Annotated in this window: 18 protein-coding genes and 1 tRNA gene; 8 read left to right on the top strand and 11 right to left on the bottom strand. The window is 53.3% G+C overall.

Annotation, left to right across the window (positions count from 1 at the left end):
- Window positions 1-228: orotidine 5'-phosphate decarboxylase / HUMPS family protein (locus BP727_RS03265; RefSeq protein WP_394339393.1), on the bottom strand; the 228-nt coding region annotated here is incomplete at its 3' end.
- 56 nt (window positions 229-284) lie between these two features.
- On the opposite strand from BP727_RS03265, the gene dapF reads away from it, so the two are divergent.
- Window positions 285-1,184, top strand: coding sequence for a diaminopimelate epimerase (gene dapF, locus BP727_RS03260; RefSeq protein ID WP_013718349.1), 900 nt, complete (start codon window positions 285-287; stop codon window positions 1,182-1,184).
- Between the two features lie 28 nt (window positions 1,185-1,212).
- Complete coding sequence (locus BP727_RS03255; RefSeq protein ID WP_013718350.1) at window positions 1,213-1,653, top strand: hypothetical protein; 441 nt, start codon at window positions 1,213-1,215, stop codon at window positions 1,651-1,653.
- A gap of 31 nt (window positions 1,654-1,684) precedes the next feature.
- On the opposite strand, the gene BP727_RS03250 is transcribed toward BP727_RS03255, so the two are convergent.
- Both BP727_RS03250 and BP727_RS03245 read right to left on the bottom strand, forming a co-directional pair.
- Entirely contained in the window at window positions 1,685-3,130 is a 1,446-nt protein-coding gene (locus BP727_RS03250) for a DHH family phosphoesterase (RefSeq protein ID WP_286857332.1), read from the bottom strand.
- Window positions 3,131-3,137: 7 nt separating this feature from the next.
- Window positions 3,138-3,563, bottom strand: a complete 426-nt coding sequence (locus BP727_RS03245; RefSeq protein ID WP_048131680.1) for a hypothetical protein — start codon at window positions 3,561-3,563, stop codon at window positions 3,138-3,140.
- 111 nt (window positions 3,564-3,674) lie between these two features.
- Here BP727_RS03245 and BP727_RS03240 point away from each other — a divergent pair, with 111 nt between their 5' ends.
- The 3 genes from BP727_RS03240 to BP727_RS03230 all read left to right on the top strand — a co-directional run bounded on the left by BP727_RS03240 (window position 3,675) and on the right by BP727_RS03230 (window position 6,468).
- A complete protein-coding gene (locus BP727_RS03240; RefSeq protein ID WP_013718353.1) occupies window positions 3,675-4,523 on the top strand; it encodes an alkaline phosphatase family protein in 849 nt (282 codons plus the stop codon).
- 9 nt (window positions 4,524-4,532) lie between these two features.
- Window positions 4,533-4,655 (top strand): hypothetical protein, encoded by a 123-nt coding sequence (locus BP727_RS03235; protein WP_269798825.1) that lies wholly within the window; start codon window positions 4,533-4,535, stop codon window positions 4,653-4,655.
- 1,345 nt (window positions 4,656-6,000) lie between these two features.
- Entirely contained in the window at window positions 6,001-6,468 is a 468-nt protein-coding gene (locus BP727_RS03230; RefSeq protein ID WP_013718356.1) for a hypothetical protein, read from the top strand.
- A gap of 79 nt (window positions 6,469-6,547) precedes the next feature.
- Here the strand turns inward: BP727_RS03230 and BP727_RS03225 are convergent, their stop codons facing one another.
- From BP727_RS03225 to BP727_RS03200, 6 genes are all read right to left on the bottom strand, one after another.
- The gene (locus BP727_RS03225) at window positions 6,548-8,656 is read right to left on the bottom strand and encodes a tetratricopeptide repeat protein (RefSeq protein ID WP_162144986.1); all 2,109 of its coding nucleotides are present in this window, start codon (window positions 8,654-8,656) and stop codon (window positions 6,548-6,550) included.
- Window positions 8,657-8,726: 70 nt separating this feature from the next.
- The gene (locus BP727_RS03220; protein WP_013718358.1) at window positions 8,727-9,089 is read right to left on the bottom strand and encodes a DUF120 domain-containing protein; all 363 of its coding nucleotides are present in this window, start codon (window positions 9,087-9,089) and stop codon (window positions 8,727-8,729) included.
- 28 nt (window positions 9,090-9,117) lie between these two features.
- Entirely contained in the window at window positions 9,118-9,783 is a 666-nt protein-coding gene (locus BP727_RS03215) for a PHP domain-containing protein (protein WP_013718359.1), read from the bottom strand.
- Window positions 9,780-11,027: a 3-isopropylmalate dehydratase large subunit gene (locus BP727_RS03210; RefSeq protein WP_013718360.1), complete on the bottom strand. Its 1,248-nt coding sequence runs from the start codon at window positions 11,025-11,027 to the stop codon at window positions 9,780-9,782. The genes BP727_RS03215 and BP727_RS03210 overlap by 4 nt, the downstream gene beginning before the upstream one ends.
- 67 nt (window positions 11,028-11,094) lie before the next feature.
- On the bottom strand, window positions 11,095-12,963 hold the full coding sequence (locus BP727_RS03205; RefSeq protein ID WP_048131683.1) for a citrate/2-methylcitrate synthase: 1,869 nt from the start codon (window positions 12,961-12,963) through the stop codon (window positions 11,095-11,097).
- Window positions 12,960-14,225 carry an ATP citrate lyase citrate-binding domain-containing protein gene (locus BP727_RS03200; protein ID WP_048131686.1) on the bottom strand — a complete coding sequence of 422 codons (1,266 nt, stop codon included), beginning with the start codon at window positions 14,223-14,225 and terminating at the stop codon, window positions 12,960-12,962. The genes BP727_RS03205 and BP727_RS03200 overlap by 4 nt, the downstream gene beginning before the upstream one ends.
- Window positions 14,226-14,291: 66 nt before the next feature.
- Here BP727_RS03200 and BP727_RS03195 point away from each other — a divergent pair, with 66 nt between their 5' ends.
- Complete coding sequence (locus tag BP727_RS03195; RefSeq protein WP_013718361.1) at window positions 14,292-15,335, top strand: methyltransferase; 1,044 nt, start codon at window positions 14,292-14,294, stop codon at window positions 15,333-15,335.
- A gap of 5 nt (window positions 15,336-15,340) precedes the next feature.
- On the opposite strand, the gene BP727_RS03190 is transcribed toward BP727_RS03195, so the two are convergent.
- A tRNA-Pro gene (locus tag BP727_RS03190) sits at window positions 15,341-15,415 on the bottom strand.
- Window positions 15,416-15,446: 31 nt separating this feature from the next.
- Window positions 15,447-16,520: a lysylphosphatidylglycerol synthase transmembrane domain-containing protein gene (locus tag BP727_RS03185; protein ID WP_276619628.1), complete on the bottom strand. Its 1,074-nt coding sequence runs from the start codon at window positions 16,518-16,520 to the stop codon at window positions 15,447-15,449.
- Between the two features lie 105 nt (window positions 16,521-16,625).
- Here BP727_RS03185 and BP727_RS03180 point away from each other — a divergent pair, with 105 nt between their 5' ends.
- Both BP727_RS03180 and thiI read left to right on the top strand, forming a co-directional pair.
- Complete coding sequence (locus BP727_RS03180) at window positions 16,626-16,805, top strand: DUF5350 domain-containing protein (RefSeq protein WP_013718363.1); 180 nt, start codon at window positions 16,626-16,628, stop codon at window positions 16,803-16,805.
- Window positions 16,802-18,001, top strand: a complete 1,200-nt coding sequence (gene thiI, locus BP727_RS03175; protein ID WP_276619626.1) for a tRNA uracil 4-sulfurtransferase ThiI — start codon at window positions 16,802-16,804, stop codon at window positions 17,999-18,001. Before BP727_RS03180 ends, thiI begins: the two co-directional genes overlap by 4 nt.
- Window positions 18,002-18,367: the final 366 nt, after the last annotated feature.

Raw genomic sequence — 18,367 nt, 5'->3', positions numbered from 1 at the left:
CGCCATCTCCACCTCCATGGCACCGGTGTCGACGGTTTTCATATCCGCTGCGATCTTCGTCCCGGGAAGGGCTTTCTTCATCTCGCGCACAGAGTCCATGCCCTCGCTCTTGATGAGGGGTGTTCCGGCCTCGATCCAGTCCGCTCCACCAAGGACGGCCTCTTTGGCTATTTGAATCGATCTGTCTAGCTCCAGAAGATCCATTGCCACCTGTAGAATGGGTTTAATACCAAATCACCACCACAACATAACAAGCTAGAGAAAAAGGATGCATGGTATATAAAATGAAGCTGGCAGAGATTTCTGAGGTAGAGCTCAAAGACGATCCCTTTCTACCACACAGCCTTGGCTTTGCCAAGCTGCATGGGAACGGCAATGACTTCATTCTGGTGGATGAGATCTCAAGGGAGCTCGTGGCTGAGAGTGCGAAGAGTAGATTTGCAATCGCTTGCTGCCGTCGTAGCTTCGGCATAGGAGCAGATGGTGTCCTGTTTCTGGCAAGCAGCCAGCGTTCGGACCTGGGCATGAGGTTATTTCAGCCGGACGGCTCAGAGGCGGAGATGTGCGGCAATGGCATACGCTGTCTTGCCAAGTACGCCTGGGAGTCGGGGTATGTGGGTCAATCCTTTGATGTGGAGACCTTAGCGGGCATCATACCGATTCAGGTCCGGGAGAGGGATGGCAGCTTCTGGGCCAGGGTGGATATGGGCGTTCCCAGGTTCAATCGTCCATCCATTCCCGCCTGCGGTTCTGGTGATCTCATGGACGAGCAGATGGGGGAATTCAGGGTCTGTGCAGTGAATACTGGTGTTCCTCATGCTGTTATCTTTGTGGATGACCTGGACATAGATATCTACGAGGCGGCACCACCAATAAGGCATTGCAGCGTTTTTCCGGAGGGAGCAAACGTCGATTTCGTCAAGCTGGGCTCATCACTGCAGATCAGAACATTCGAGCGAGGGGTAGAGGGCGAGACATTCTCCTGTGGAACCGGGGCGGTGGCCTCTGCCAGCGTTGCCCGCAGAATGGGGCTGGTCGGGGATGAGGTGCTGGTGGAGACGAAAGGTGGGCCGCTGATCATTAACTTTGAGAAGGATAAGGCCTTCATGGAAGGGCCGGCAGTGACTGTCTATTCTGCAGAGATGGATGAAGAGTACTGGTGGAGCCTATTTAGGGAGATGTGATAATATCATAGCGACAAGAGGCCGGATCGTGGCGGGACTCTCCGGGTTGATGATTCTGCTTGTCCTCCTGGTTCCGATCAATGCAGATCATTATTTGATGGAAATAGGCAGCAAGAGCAATCCTAATGCCCACCTCTTCTCCTATGACCAGAAGTTTCGCGAGAGCACAACAGTTAAAAATTATCCCCTGCAAATGACGGCGACCAAGGAGTTTACCGATGCCACCCGCCTCTCGACAAAGATGGAATTGCGAACAGAGGCCAATCTCACCGAGATAGCTATCGATGCGGATTTCATTGGCATTGGACGCTTAGGCTATCTAGTTCTGGATCCAGAGAAGGGGGATTTGAAGCATGAGCAATCGCGGATCAACCACCTCTTCATAGGCAACTTCAGCATCGAGGAGCAGATAATAGTGGCCAAAGACCATATGAATGAGTGTGGTTATGGCTCTCTTCCCTGCGCATGAGTGTTAACTGAAAGAATTCGTCCTATATATTTTATTTTATATTATTTTTGCAGGAAAGCTGCTCGGCCACGATGCGGTCCATCTTTTCCAGGAATTCCTGTTTTGCCTGCAGAGGAATGGTCGCTCCGGCGGCGACGTTATGGCCTCCGCCCACCCCTCCAACCGCCTGGGCGGAGAGGGATAGGGCATGTGCCAGGTCCAGGCCGGAGCGGACCAGATCCTGGGTACCCCGGGCAGATACCTTGAGATCCCCTTCCACATTCTGAGCAAAAGCGAGGATAGGCCGGCTGCGGTCTGCCATCTGGAAGCTCATGCCGGCCACGATTCCTATTATCGTATCCAAAATCGCATCTCCGGCGTCGAAGTACTGGATGCTGTTCAATGGGGTGATTCCCCTCTTTGAAACCAGCTTCAAGCCAGCCACCAGGTTCTGGCGGTGCTGGCCCAGGAGGGTATGGGCTTCATTGAAGGCCTTATCCCTATCTCCTAGGCATACCTCCAGCCCCACCCCGGCATGACCATAACGGGCGGTGGCGTTCAGCAGGGTGGAGTACTCAGAGGCGTCTCTGAGCTCGGTTCCCTCCCTCTCCTTCAGCAGGATATAGACCTCTCCGATCAGCCTTTCCAGCCTGATATTGGAAATGCCATTGCGCAGCCCTTTCTGAACGATGGCTGTGACCAATGAGGCCTTCTCCTCCTGGCTGAGATCTATCCAGCGCCTCCACTTCTCTCCACCCAGGCTTATTCCCACCTCCTTAAGAAATGCAATGCAGGCGTCCTCTTTTCCTGAGAGGCCGGGAAGGTATGGATCCTGGGAGTACTCCAGCATCTTGTAGACCGGGCGGGTCTGTTTGCCAAAGAGCTTGATGTCTCTGGAGAAATGGACTGCTCCTGCTCTTGAGCCTATGTCCAGGATGTAGCGGTTCAGACCGATAAGCTGACCGCTGGCCATATCCTGCAGGTCTCCCACCGCCCCCACCACCGCTAAAGCTGCCAGATCGTCGTTAGCGCCAGGGCTGGATGCCAGGGCTCTGGCCAGAAGAAAAGCGCTACCGCTGCCGCTAAGCTGGTTTGCTCCATCTGCTCCCACCAGATGAGGGTTGATGTGGGCCAGGGGTTGTGCTGGGCAGGCTTTGGGCTTATGATGATCGGCTACGATGGCCTGCAGGTTCCTGTCCAGGATCTCCTGGATCATCCCGCTGCCCAGATCGGTGAATATGACCAGATCCGCACCCTGGTCGGCAACCTCCTCCAGAGCGTTCTCATCAAGCTGCCGGAAGAAGAGGGGCTTGTAGTCGATGTTATGCCTATCCAGGGCGGCGCATATTATGGCAGCAGCGGTGAGCCCATCTGCATCCACATGGGAGACAACCAAAATCTCCTTTTGCCTGCAGATAGAATCAGTGCAGTCTTTGCATAGCTCCTTCAGCTTATCGAGCTTCAGGGATATGTCCATGGCATCTGCCCCTTTTGCCATATCACTTTCAATTTGATGAATAATTTATAAGTCTTTGGCTCGGGGCGAAGATGATCTTCTCCGCATTGATTTGTCCCGACCAGCTCGTTCCCAGAAGCCTGAAGCTGCCCGGCATTCTCTCCATCACGGGATAGCTTTTAATGGTGGTAACATTGGATGGTTGTGCTTTTGTGAACAGGAATTGATCCAGAATGGTGATGTTCTCAGAGCTGTTGGTGGAGAATATGTACTTGTTCAATATCTCGCCTGTTCCATGAACCTCTCCAATGGCTTTGGTGTTCTCCGGAGAGCCCATCTCGAAATTGGTCATGACGGTGCCGGTTCCGGCAACGTTATGACTGTAGTCGATGTTCAAATTCGATGCTATAGCATCTCCCATAACCAGGATCAACAACGCTGCAACGATGATCTGGGAGGCTTTCTTTATCATCATGGTCTCCTTTGCGTTTTCTCTTTTCTTATTTAAGACCGGCGAGGAGCTGTCTGCTATTGACCATGCAGACTGGATGGGATATTATATGAGTTGAGATAGTAGGAGGCATTGATGTTCATGACCACCACCGAATCAGAGCCGACTACCGAATCAGAGCGAACATTCAGCCAGCTCGATATAGCGCCCACTGTCGCTCGATTGCTGGGAATCCAGTTGCCTCTCAATGATGGCAGGGCAATCGATCTGGTGGAGGGCTGGGGCTGCAGGAATGCCGCAATCATAATAGTAGACAGCCTGGGATATGACCTGCTGATGCATCTCTTGCCCTGTCTGAAGAATACATCTCGTCTAATAGATGATGGAATTCTTCTCAGAGCCAAAGCAGTCTCCAATCACACCACTCCTGCCATCGCCAGCATTCTGAGCGGCCTTGTGCCCGAGCATCATAAGATCTTTGATAAGGCAGGGGCAAAGGCCTCAAGCATCCTCAGCCTGCCTGAGATCGCCAGCGCTGCAGGTCTGCGATCTGCGGTGATAATGGAGACAAACGGAGCTGAGGTCTACGAGGGTCTGATCGAGATCATCCATGGAATATCGGACCGCATTCCTCCGGAGGAGTTTGATCGAGAGGCCTGCAGCATGACCCTGCAATCCCTGCGAGAGGGCCCCAGGCTTCTCGTCTCTTATTTTATTGGAATCGACAAAAGCGTGCACATGGGTCGGGAATGGAGCGGCATTCGTAGCGCTGTTTTGCATATCGATCGCTGCATTGGCGATATCACAGAAGAGGCAGATGAAAAGACACTGCTGATTATTTGCGGAGACCATCCTATTCATGCCGGGCCATTGAAGAGGAGCTCTGAGCCCTATTACGTTGCTCTGATCCTGGGGAGGGGAAGATCCAAGGATAATAAAGAGCAGAACATAGATTCGATAGGTTTAAATGTCGCAAGCGAATAACATGATCTGATGGACGAGGATCTCTCTGAAGTTTTTCAATTAATTGCTGAAGATGAGCGAAGACGCAGATATCTTAAAGAGGTCGGAGACTGGTTGATAGATGAGTACTTCGAGCTCCACCAGGCGTCTTAGACAATTCACAATATTTCACATCATAAATCTCATCAATCATCTCCTATCACATTATCGCCTCTATGCCGCGCGTCCCGCGCGCATAACTTCTAAAAATTTTTTTAGCAAACCAATCGTCTCATGTGTCTTCTTCTAAAATTTTCGATATTGGCTGCCATTGTGAAATGGTTTCACAGAGAATAAAAACCTCCGCGCAAAAAGACGATGCCTACTGATATCTGTTATGATAGTAGTAATCGCCTGAACACACTTTTCACAACCAGTTTTAACAAGATTTCTCGGTCATGTGGCCATTGTGTGAAATACTATTCTGACTACTATTTTGGATTTATTCTCGAAAATAAGCTTTAATAGATGTTTTAAGCAACTTACTACAACTATCGACTATTGGAAAGTTTTATATACCACTAAAACCAGGTTTACATTGTGCCAAAATGGCCAGACAACCTGTCTCAATACATATTGACAGGGCGGATGGAGGGCTTATTCGTCTGAGGGGATGGATGAACCTTTGCAGTATATCTGAGAAGTAGAAGCAGTGTCGAGTGAGCATATCTGGGGCATCGGAGCGATTTGCTCCATCACAACAATTGTGGTAGGGCTAAAAGTTCTTGATGGCAAGCTCACCACAATCCGACTGGAACGTCTACCAATAGGGATGGCATCGGGAGTAGCAATGAAGGGGATATCGATGATCTCAAAATGGTCTTTCGATGGTTGTATAATTGCTTCACAATTAGTCCGCTTCTCATATACAAATGGCACAAGGGGTAGCAAGAAGGAGTGCATAAGGATCCTGGTTGATCATCTTTCTGAATGACTGTTCACAGCTGGGAAGGGACGGCTTGTGAACGGGCGATGGGATGATCCACTGCCTGGATAGATCAAGATGCTCGTGGCTGGAAAGGGACGGCAATGAGCAGCTGTTGGCAGAGCTGGGATCGAGGTGCAGCAAGGCAAGGTATGCGAGCAAGGGAAGTTTGGCCTTGTTTAAAGGGAGACCAGGCAAATGGTCTTGCTCAGCCTATCTGTCGGATGAAGGGATGGCACGAGAAGCTGTGGATCGGATCAGGAAGGTGAGCAATCTTGCTGATCCGGTCAAGTGACAGAGAGCGGAACGAAGCGAGATGGATTTGCGGAGGGGGATACAATTGAGAGGACAGATCAAGCTATTTACATTGCATATGAACCTGGAGAAATCTGATCAATCGAGGCTCTCCAGGATTAGAGACAGCAAGGGCATCAATCTCAAGCGGTATTGCTCCTCTGGGGAAGAATCAACCCTCCCAGCTTTCGAATTGATATCCTGATGGCAATACTACTGGAAGGATAAGCGGAGGAGAGCATGAGGATCCGGATTGAGATAGAAGATGGCGGATTCAAATCATCTCACGAATTTGAGTCGCAAAGCATAGATAAGGAGGCCTTAAGGGATAAGATCATAGGCTTTCTCTCAGCTTCCGGTATCTTCGATAGCAAAGATGAAAGGGGAGCAATAGCGACTGCACGTGATTACCGCAGCAGCGGCACTCTCATGGACCGCCTAGAGCACTTCATCAAATTCGAATTCTCCAATACCTGGTTTACATCTCAGGAGCTGAGGGAGCGGTATGAGACCGTAGCGGACGATATCAAGCTCAGCACAGTCTCTACTTATCTATCGCGAATGAACCGCGATGGTCTGCTGGAAAAAAGGGGAAACAGAAACAACAGGCAGTATAGACTGATTGAGATGATCGAGCCTGAATTGATACCAAGTCATAATTATCAGCGCCAAAACAGCTATGAGAAAAGAGGAGCAGAGGGTAGATAAAAAATATTGGCCGGAAGAGCATCAACCCTTTTCCACCGCCTCCGGGTTTCCACTGTAATTCCGGCCTTTCTGCTCTGAATCAATAAAGCTGGCTACTGGTCACATTGATGCTGTATTTAGCCAGATCGTTCTTTGGGTTTATCTCTAGCACTCTCTCGAAGGCCTGGAGTGCTTCCTGGAAACGGCCCTGCCCAGCAAGTGCCAGGGCCAGGGAGTATTGAGCGAATTCATTCTTTGGATCGAGGACGACGGCCCTCTGGAGGCTCTTTAGAGCCAGCTTAGCTTCTCCAGTCCTCTCCTGGGCCAGGCCCAGCTCCAGCCACAGAACGGGATCATCAGGAGATAGCCTGGTTGCATTCTCGAAGGCTTGCCTGGATTGGTTATGTCTGTCCATCAATCTGTACACCTGGCCCAGGTTGTACCAGATGTCCGCTGAGGATGAACTGATCCCAGCTGCTTTTTGCAGGCTTTCTCTTGCCTCATCGTATCTTCCCAAGGCAGCAAAAATGCTCCCCCGATTAGACCAGGCGGCGGAGTCCTCCGGATTGAGGGAGACGATCTCATTAAAGCACTGCAGGGCTCCAGAGCTATTGCCTGTGGCTGCCAGAGCCAGCCCTTTTCCCATCAGGCTCTCGGTGTCACTTGGCTCTTGGCTGAGAGCACTTTCAAAGAGGGGAATGGATTGGCCGTACTCCCCCTGGGCGCAGAGGATGTTCCCCAGTCCTCTGTAGCCCCGGACGCTGGGCTCTTCTGCTATAGCGGCCTCATAGTAGCTGCGGGCTTCTTCAAGTCTTCCCTTTTGATGGAGAGCTTCTGCTAATCCCATGAGAGCGTCCGGATTTTGCGGCTCGATATCCAATGCTCTATTGAAGCTCTCTATAGCCGGATCTATATTCGTCTGCAATAGGAGAATCTCTCCTCTTCCTATCCAGGCGGCGGAGCTATTAGAATCGTGTCCAAGAAGCTCCTCATAAGACTGCAGGGCCTGGTCGAGGTCCCCGAGATCCAACTGCGCTTTTGCCATTCCCAGCAGCGCTCTTGCGTTCTTCGGGTCCTGTCCCAGAATTAGGCCATAATGCTCTGCTGCTTGAATTGATTCATTCCTCTCCAGAAGGTCGTCTGCAATCTTCTGCAGGGCAATGATGTTGTCGGGCTCCAGCTCCAGGATCCGGCGATAGCACTTATTTGCCTCCTTTTCTCTGCCCAGACTGCTAAGAGCCAGCCCTTTTCCGTAAAGGGCAGAGACGTTATCTTTCTTTAGCAGGAGGGCAGCGGAATAGCTCTCTAGAGCTGACGAAAAGTTCCCCCTGGCCAGGAGAAGATCGCCTTTGCCAAGAATCGTCTGGATATCATGGGGATTGATCTTCAGGGCCTGATCGAAGGCCTGGAGCGAGGAGCTGTAATCCTCAGTGGCATAGCGGACCATGCCCAGTCCCCGCCATGATTCGAAGTCCTCCGGGTTTTTCTCCAGTACCGTATAATAGTCCTCTTCTGCCCTATCGACCTGGCCGAGCTGGCGGTAGCATTCTGCTCTGCCCTTCAGGGCGAGAATGTCGCTCTTATTCTGTTCCAGCAGGAGGTTGAAGCTATTCAGGGCCTCAGGATAGCGAGCCAGGGTGAGGAACAGATCTCCCTGGTTGAACAGGATCTCTGTGTTGTTGGCCTCCAGGCTCAGCGCCTTCTTATAGCTTCTCAGGGCGTGATCGTAGTCCTCGAGCATCAACTGGGACTGAGCAAGGCGGTTATAGAGGGTCATGTTCCCGGGATCGAGGCGCAGGGCGCTGTCGAAGCATAGCTGGGCCATTCTGTACCTTCCTGTCTCCATCATTATCTCTCCTTTCAGGCTCCAGGCCTCATCGAGGGACTGATCTATCCTCAGAACCTGGTCGAGGGAGCGAATTGCTTCTTGAAGATACCCCAGCCCGAAGAGGATCCGTCCTTTGAGCAGCCATGCTTCGGCCAACTCGTCATCGATCTCCAGCGATAGGTTGATTCTCTCCAAGGCCAGGGGATATGAGCCATTCTGGCTGTAATTCATAGCCTCTCTCAAATAAAAGTCAGAGTTAGGGATGGAGGTACCGCCGGTGGTGGCTGAGGTAGGAGCGGATTCGAAGAGGATCAAAGCACAGGTCAAGAGAAGGCAGATTGACAGGACCCCTGTCCAGAAGGAGCGTTTATCCATTGGCATCAGGATCATTTGTCATCGCTTATGGGATAAAATTAACCTTCAAAAGAGGAGTTTTTCCCCGCCATGAGTATCATTGCAGTATCAGTTCCACTATATCGCCATCATCGAGCCTCAGCTCATCCCGCAGCCGCAGGGGAGATATGATCTCCACCAGATCCGGAGGATAAGAGCTCCTGTCTGGCCGGATGATTGCCCCCTCCAGGCCATTTAATTTTATCTTATAGCACCTGCATTCCCCAAAAGACCTCTCCTCCTCTCGAAATCCCTCTATGAGGATCTGATGAGGACCGGGATTGAAGGGCTCATCGAGCTTTATGTTAAGCGTGCCGGGAAAGGGCACAAATCCCAGCTTCTGGATGAACTGATGGCGATAGCCCTTTCGCGAGATATAGTACTGCCCCTGGCCCAGTCCGCCCACCACTCTTCCCCGCATCACCGTGGTTCTCTCCCCCGCAAAGAATTTAGGCCTTTCTCCTTCGTCCTCCTCCCGTGGTCAGGATCAGGTATATCGACTTGAACGTATTCCCGATGAAGAACTTGGGAGGTGTTCTCTTGCCTATGATCCTTGTCCTTCCCGCCTGGATGGCCTCTATCGCCTCGAATGCATCTGCTGCCTCTATCTCCGTGACTCCGAGGCCCACAGTGGCGGCAAAATGCGAGTCGCTCCCTGCGACTGCAGGAAGGTGGCGCCTCTTTGCTCCGATCAGCGCCCGGGCATTGGCTATGCCGAAGAGGTGCTTGGAGTTGTAGACCTCCACAGCATCGCACTCCGGTATGCGCCCGATGGCATGGCGGAAGGGGTGATATGGATGGGGGACTATAGCGATCCCTCCCTGCTCGCGGGCCAGGTCTGTGGTCTCCTCCGGGCTGAGCCCTCTGGGAGGCAGATCCTCAATGCCCAGGACCAGCAGATGGCCTTCTGAGGTTGTGACCTCTGCTCCGGGGATGAGTATCAGATCCAGCTTATCCTCTTGGATGATCTTCATCGCCTGCTGGGATCCTCTCAATGTATCGTGATCGGTAATCGACAGGCCGTCGAGGTCCCGGCGAGCGGCAGCCCTCAGAATAGTCCTGACATCGTCCCGTCCATCTGAGCAGTTGGAATGGACGTGCAGATCAAACCTCATTTAGAAACCCCGGGCACGGCCAGACGGCCCTGGAGAGCGGAAGCGGCAACAGTAGCAGGGCTGGCCAGATAGACCAATCCTCCTTTTCCCATTCTTCCTGGGAAGTTCCGGTTGGAGGTGGAGACGCACACCTCTCCTTCTGCCAGGACCCCCATATGGGCTCCCAGGCAGGGACCGCATCCCGGAGGACCGATCATGGCACCCGCTTCCACCAGAGTCTGGATGATTCCCCTCTTAAGCGCATCGAGCAGAACCTCTCTTGAAGCGGGTATTACCAGGGTTCTGGCTCGAACCTTCTTCCCCTTCAGTATCCCGGCAGCCGCCTCCAGGTCTTCCAGTCTGCCATTGGTGCAGGTGCCTATGAAGGCCTGATCTATCTTTAGCCCCGCCAATTCAGAGACCGGCCGGACGTTGTCCACCCGGAAGGGGGCCGCCACCTGGGGTTCAAGCTCAGCTATATCGTAATCATATTGCTGCTGGTATGAATCCGGATCAGAGAAAACCTGAGTGTACGGCTGGCGCGCCCGGCCACGGAGCCACTCATCTGTCTTCTCATCCGGCGGGACGATGGCCGCCTTAGCCCCCATCTCCACCCCCAGGTTGCAGAGGGTCATCCTTCCTGATATGCTCAGACCTTCAATGGCGGGACCGATATACTCGACCGCCTTGTAGGTAGCGCCATCTGCACCCAGATCTCCTATCACCTGGAGAGCAATGTCCTTGGCAGAGACGAATGGAGCGAGTCTTCCCTCCACCTTTATTCCTATGGTCTCGGGCACCCTGAACCATAACCGGCCAGCGGAGTAGATCTCGGCCATGTCAGTTGCCCCAACGCCTGTGCCGAAGGCTCCAAAAGCGCCATAGGTACAGGAATGTGAGTCCGCTCCCACCAGCAGTGTGCCGGGAAGGGCGAAGCCCTGCTCTGGGAAGACCTGATGGCAGACCCCTGTGCCGCAGTCGAAGAAGTGGGAGATATTCTGCTCGCGGGCCCAGTTTCTCACCTCTCTTTGCAGATCGGCAGCGGTCTCATTGTTGGCCGGGACGATGTGATCGTATGGCACAACCACTCTATCCGGGTCCCAAACCTTTTCTGACCCCATCTCCCGGAAGGATCTGATGGCCAGCACCGATGTCCCGTCATGAGACATGGCATAATCTATCTCCGCCTCCACGATCTCCCCAGGCTCTGCCATCCCGTCATAGCCGGAGGCGCGGGAGAGTATCTTCTGGCTTATAGTCGCCAAGTCCCTTTCTCCACAGTGCTGCTTATGCTCTCATTCAATGGCGATCCTCCATTATCTCAGGCATCTGTTATCGATCTCTTTTGCACTGAATCTCTTCCTCCGAGGGCATCATATAGGCGATATCCTCTGCCGGGTGGCGGTAGAGCCGGGAGCCGAGTCGCTTCTGATCCAGGATATGACCTATCAGGCCGATGCTGCGGCCCAGAGCAAAGAGGCCGTTCAGATATCCCAGGCGCACCACCTCATCGATCTCCTCTTTGCTGAAGGCGCCGCAGGAACTCATCAGGTCTATGAACAGAATACCGATGCACCCGTCGACATTCAGTATCAGGTTACCTTTCTTGGCGGTGGTGAGCTCCTCTACCTGCAGGGCATAGTTCAGAAGCTCGGTCGAGGGGAAGTTGGCCCGGGCATAGCTGATGAGCAGCTGGACTCTCTTGTCCGGGTTCTTTACGCTCTTGATCTTGTGGCCTATGCCAGGGATGTTAATACCCTTCTTTTTCATCTCGCCCACAAACTGCTCCGGGGCGAGGCCGGTCTCTTGTGCCCGCTTGAACTCCCGGGCGGCATCGTCGATTGCCCCCCCAAACCTGGGGCCGATGGTTAAAAGCCCGCTGCATAACGATGAGATCAGATCCTTTCCCGCACAGGAGGCAACTATGGCATTATGTGCTCCCGAGACCGCCGGGCCGTGGTCCGCCACGATCTGGATGACCAGCTCAATGAAGTGGGCGGCATATTCTGGGAGCTCTTTCTTGAACCATAACAGGCCGATGACCCCACCTATTCCCATCTTCCGGTCCAGGACATCGGATAGCTTCTTTCCTGCATACAGCAGCTCCTCGCCGCTGTCATCGGATATCGTGCAGATGAATGTGGTGGGCTTGCGGATATCGCCAGTGGCCAGAGCTTTGCTGTAGTCCGTGGGGATGCGGGGAACCTCAGGCTCATCGAACTTCTGCACTATACCCCGAGTGAGGAGCATATCGTAGACCTGGCGCACCATTTCTCCATAGTCATCGAAAGACCTGGGCACATATGCTCCTGCCTGGCGGAAGGCATCGTTTTTAGCCTGAGCAGTCTCCTTTTCGGTGTTGGCCTTGGCACCGGCATGGCCAAACTGGACGCTGGCCGGAAGGTAGGGCGAGCAGGTGCCTGTGACCCAGGCCACCAGAGGTTTGGTGATCTTCTTCTCTTTGAGGGCCTGGATGATCATGTACTCGTCCTCACCGCCCAGCTCGCCCAGGCAGGCGATCATCTTGATGGCTGGATTTCTCTCATAGCGGAGGATGTGGTCGAGCATGTTCGATCCGGGATAACGGTCTCCTCCGATGGCCACTCCTTCATAGATGCCATCGGAGTTTCTGGAGATTATATTGAATGCCTCATTGAGCATGCCACCCGATTTGGAGACGAAGCCCACGCATCCCGGTCGATATAGCTTGGAGGCGATGATGTTCTCGATGGTACCGGCGGTGTTCCCTATGCGGAAGGCACCTGCAGTCATCCCCCCCACCGTCGCCGGACCGATGACGATCTTGTCCAGTTTCCTAGCTGTGGCGGCCATCACCCTGGATTGCCTCTCAGGCACGCCTTCGGCGATGACGGCGACGATGCGAATGGTATCCTCCTTCAGCGCTTCCATGGTGGTCTCAAAAGCTGATCGGTGGCTGGCAAAGTTGACCATCACATCTGCCTCTGGATAGGCAAGAGCTGCCAGGGGGATGGTCTTGTACATGGGCAGGATTATCTCTTTGGTTCCCCAAAATGCCTTATGGATCCCGGCTCTGCTTGGATTAATGATAGCCGAGATGCTGGGCGACGAGCGCTTGCAGACATAATCGAAGTCCAGCATGCGCTGGATGGCATTGGTCTGGTAGCCATAGACGAATGCTTTTGTATTTATGTCAAAGAGAACGTAATCTTTCCTGCTCATTGATTCTCCTCCAGTGCCAGGGGGACGATTCTCGTCATGTGGGTCTCCGGTCCGTGAACCTGGATGGGAACGCCAAGCCTTTTGCCCAGATCCCGCATGAGCTTCAAGCCCTGCTCGTAATTCGGCCCTCCCCGGCGCACATAGATCTCAATATCGGCCTCCTGCAGCTTCTGCTGGTACTCCTCCAGGGCCATGACCACTCCCTTGAAGGTCTTGGCCACATCGGTGAAGTTGGCAATGGCCCCGCCGATGAGGAGCACCTTCCCGTTGGGATTTTTGCTCCGGGTCATCAGGTCCAGGATGGTACAGGTGTAGTGGTAGGTCTCCTCGGTATTGGGATCACCGCTGTACTCACCATAATTGGCCATCTCATCGGCGTGACCCAAATCGCAGATGGTATCGGCATAGATCACGCTCGCTCCGCCGCCGGCGACCATCGTCCAGACCCTTCCCTCCGGGTTGAGGATGGTGAGCTTCAGAGAGGCTCCGGTCTTGGAGTCGATCTCCTTGATGAAGAGCTCCTCCTTGGAAGGAGTCCTGCCGAATGGTTCAGGGAATGCCAGTTCCGACCATCTCTTCTTTTGCCAGTACTCTTCTGCGTCATCCAGCTTCGCCACCATATCCAGCGGGACGATTCCGCGGCCTGAGAATGTGAAGGGATTGATCTCCACGTAGGCAAAGCCGGTATCGCTATAAAACCGCCATAAGGCGGTGATGAATTCCTCCACCAGCGCTCTCTTATCTCCCAGCTCTGCCGGCAGCTTGGAGCCTACGTCCAGAGCATCGATTCCTTCCAAGGAGTCCACATGGATAGATATTACCTTCTCCCAGTTCTCCTCCACCCCGACGCCGCCATCCATTGAGAAGAAGATGTTGTCCCCTTCATAATCCGAGCTGATAGCCACATAGTACTCCTCTTTGTGGGGTGTGAAAGGCTCTATCAGGAAATAGGACAGCCTCCCGGTTATTCCTCCTATGGTAACCTCTAGGCCCATTTTCTCATTGAGGTATTCCTTTGCTTCCTCCCAGTCCGCATCCAGAAGAACAAGGCCCAGCTTCCCTCTCTTTCCAAAGAGCTGGTCAGGCTTGACCACAAGCCTGGTCGTCTTCAGCCACGGATTTTCTGCCTCAAGCCCTTCTATATCCGTCTCAGGACCAACTAATGCCAGGTTCCCTTTATATGAGAAATCATCGAGGTACTCGGGAAGGTATCTAGCTAGCAGATTCTTTGCGTCATATTCCCTGATGCCTCTTTGTGCCATGTCAAAAACCACCTTCGCCGCCCTAATGCTTTTCTTATTTACAAACTTTTCTCCGGGATAAGATATTTGTTTCGGGAAAATATTGAGATACTTCCAGGGGACTGGCCGAACATGAAGTATCCTGATTCCGAAAAAGCATTTGCTGAACCCGCGGCAGCGGTCTTAGCTAGTATTGATGAGAGGTATTTAGCCTGCCCCGACTGCCCGCCGGAGCCGAATCTGGACAAAACCCGGGGGTGCAGGGACCTGCCCGGAAGGGTAAAAAGGTGCTCCTCCTGCGGAAGAGCGACGCTGGATGCGGTGATGCTGGATGCCCTTCATGTCTTGCATGATTTCGGTCTGCGCGACGAGCGGGAAACGCTGAGAAGCGTCGGATCGCCGCTGGTGGTTGTGGGCTATCCCCTGGCCTACTCCCCCCGTCTGGGGCCGGACAGCCTGATCATCCAGGGAGAGAACATATCCCGTGAGGCTGCCCAGGCAATGGTGCAACGGATACCGGAGATCAGAGGGGTTATCCTCTTCCAGGGCGTTCCTGGAATGCATAAAAAAGGCACGGCGCCCCTGGAGAATGCACTATTAGCCGGATCCGATCTGAGGGCTGACGTCTGCCAGAGCCTCTTTGGCGAGCTTGTCATCTACAAGAGCCAGTCGAAGATTCATATCGAGTTCTCCAGGCAGAGCGCCCCCAAGATGAGGATCATAGAGCAACTCATGCTGCAGGGAAAGGCATCTCGGGTGGTGGATGGGCTGTGCGGTCCGGGAACGCTGGGGCTGATGTGCGCCCTGGCCGGCGCCAAGGAGGTAGTACTGAACGATGTCTGGCTGCCCGCGGTGCAAAACGTTCTCCTCAACCTAAAAGCCAATCGAGATCTTCTGGGGATAGAGAGAATAGAGTATCCTCAGGTCTCCTCACAAGAGGTCGGAACGGAACCGGTGCTGGTAGGCCATGCCAGCGGTGCCTGCGATATACAGGTTTATCATGGCGATCTTGCCAGGCTCTTTGAGAGGGCCTCGCCCGCTGACCTCTGCCTGATCGATCATTTTCCGGGAATGGATACCAGAGAGCTTGAGAAGGCCTGCATATGCTGCAAAAAAGTAGTGTTGATCTGATTAAATGGGACAGCGCGGATTCGAACCGCGGTCCAAGAGTCCCAAACCCTCGAGGATAGACCAGGCTACCCCACTGTCCCAATAGCGAGTGCTCCTAGTGGTATGTTGTCTTTAAAAGCCTTTTGCTAACCTTTCTTCTGCCCTGGTGACAAGATTTTTTCGGTTGATCTTCTTGACCAGGTAGGCGGTGGCCAGCCCGCCAATGGCGGTGAGCATCCAGAGCTGAACGAGCCGGATGAGGATGGTTGCCGCAACTGCAGTATGCACGGGGATTCCAATGGCAGTGAAAAGAGTGCTCATTACAATATCGACAAGCCCCACACCGCCGGGGAGGAATATGGGCAGCATCTGCAGGAATATCATGACCGAATATACTGCCAGAACTGCCCAGAATGAGACGATGACGCCCATCGACCGGAAGACCACAACTGCAACCGTGGTCATGCACAGCCAGCCTGCCAGTGCCCAGAAGGTGCTGATGAAAAGGGTCCTTTTATGCTCCGCCAGCAGCATCATGGAATGATGAAACCTGCCCAGTATGCGGCTGCATTGATTCTGGTCTATATGCACATGCAATATGCGCTCGGCGTACTTGATGATGCTGAATGCAATTCTCTCCAGCCAGTTGTCGGCAAAGCAGATGCCAAAGAATGTGGCATTCAGGAGGAGCAGGACCAGGGCAATGGCATAGCATGTGGCCAGGGCCCAGGGAGGGGCATTTGTGACCAGGTCCAGATATGCGAGGCCAATGGCCGTTCCCAGGAAGAAGGGGATGGCGGTGATGATCCTGGTCGTAGCCACTGTGGCTGAGGACTGGTCGATACGGCATCCGCCATCAAGCTTTTCCAGGAAGTAGACCCGGGTCGTCTCTCCGGAGAAGCTGCCCGAGGGGATGAGATTGTTCATGAAGCCGCAGGACAGGTAAATCAGGAAGATGTCTTTGACGGGCACTTTATAATTGAACTTGAGGGCAATGGCTCTCCAGGCCAGTGCATCGCATAGTACCCCCAGCAGGGCGAGAACTACCGCCAGAGCAAAAAGGCTGATAGCCGCGCTCCTCAGGGTATCGATTGCATCCTGGTAGCCGGCATAGTAGAGATAAAGAGAGTAGATGAAAAGGCCTACAGCGATTAGAGCTATTGATTTTTTTGGATGGATTATAGGAAGCTCTATATCGCTCTTCACCTGCAGGCTAACGGGAGGGATGGTTAAAAATATTCCGTTTGGACTACTGGGGCCCAATCGATCTAATCACAACCTTTTTAAATCCTGATCTGATAGGGTGATCCCATGGGAAAGACAGGAAGCGTAGAATGGGTCAAGATCAAGGGCAGAAAGGGCCAGGTCAGGCAGGTAACCAAGGCCGAGACCACTTATAAGAAGCCCGGTCCGATGCAGAAATATACCGCCTCTGGTTCCAGAGTAAAGAAGATAAGGAGATCAATAAAGGCCACTCAGATCAGAACATGATTTCCCAGGACGTAGTGCTGGTACGCTACGGGGAAATCGCTCTCAAGGATAGCTGGACCAGGCAGAGCTGGGAGCGTATCTTAAAGAGCAATATAGCCTTTTGTTTGAATAAAGCCGGTGTGGATCACAGGATCTCCGGGAGCGAAGGCCGGATCTTCGTCCATACCCCAGATGTGAGGGCGGCCGCGATTGCCTCCCAGGTTTTTGGAGTTGTCTCCGCGAGTCCTGCCCAAAGTGTGCCCTCCAACCTGGAGGATATAAGCCGGGCGGCAGTGGAGGTGGCGGCGAAGACGATGGAGAGGGCAATGCAGTCAGGCGCAGCCATCCAGACATTTGCCATCCGGCCCCGGAGGTTTGGGGTCCCGTTCTCCAGCGTAGAGATTGGACAGAAGGTGGGCGAAGCGGTTCGACTGGCCACTGGCGCATCTGTCAACCTCAGGGACCCTCAGATGGAGATATTCGTCGAGGCGAGAAGAGAGGGGACATACATCTTCACCGAGGTCACGCCGGGCCTGGGTGGCCTGCCCATGGGCTCTCAGGGGAGGATGCTGGCGATGATCTCCGGGGGGATCGATTCGCCTGTGGCTGCCTGGATGATGATGAGAAGGGGCTGTACGGTCTCACTGCTGCATTTCGACTCCCGGCCTTATGCCGATTCCATAGATCAGTCCAAAAGATGCGTCCAGGTTCTGGCGGAGTGGACCTGCGGCCGGAAGATCAACTTCATCACCGTTCCCATAAAAAAGGGGATTGAGAAGATCCAGATGCATTATCCCCGCGCCACCTGCATCCTCTGCCGGCGCCTGATGTACCGGATAGCGGCCCAGGTAATGGAGAAGGAGGGGGCGCTCGGAGTGGTCACCGGCTACTCCATGGGCCAGGTGGCCAGCCAGACAGCGGAGAACATCCTGGCAGAGCAGGCAGCTATCGGGGTCCCGATATATCATCCACTCATTGCCATGGACAAGTCGGAGATAATCGATCTGGCTCGGAAGATTGGCACCTATGAAGTAACCATGGTGACGAAGTCCTGCACTGCCGTTCCCAATAAGCCCATGACCAGGGCTGAGAAAGAGGAGATCCTTCAGGCGGAGGAGTATCTGGATCTGGTGAGCATGGCTCGGGCTTTAGCCTCCGAGATGACGGTGACGAGAATCGGGTATGAACTGGATTCTATTGTTAGGATCGATCAGTGAAGGCTCTGTGTTTGATTGGATTACAGATAACGGATTTTAACCACAAAGAGCACAAAGATCACAAAGGCCTCGCAAAGGTAATCCAGTTCTTGATAGCCCAATAATCCTTTGGTGCGGTCTTTGTCTCCTTTGTGTGCTTTGTGGTTGCGTTGCATATTGCCAGTTGCTAACTGACGGACGGAACCACAGAGGAACAGAGACACAGAGTTTTTTACCTTTTTTTCAGGGAGCATGATCCCCCTTCTTTTTTTTGTTCTCTGTGCCTCTGCGTCTCTGTGGTTTTGTTTTTGCAGTGTCTCCAAGAACCACAGAGAATTTGCGATTCAAGACCAAAACATAAATATTTAAAGAAGTTATGATTAGTAA

The sequence above is a fragment of the Methanosaeta sp. UBA356 genome (genome assembly GCF_002496465.1).
Classification (GTDB): domain Archaea; phylum Halobacteriota; class Methanosarcinia; order Methanotrichales; family Methanotrichaceae; genus Methanothrix; species Methanothrix soehngenii.
Note: the sequence above shows the minus strand (reverse complement) of the source record. Positions and strands in the feature narration are given on the sequence as shown.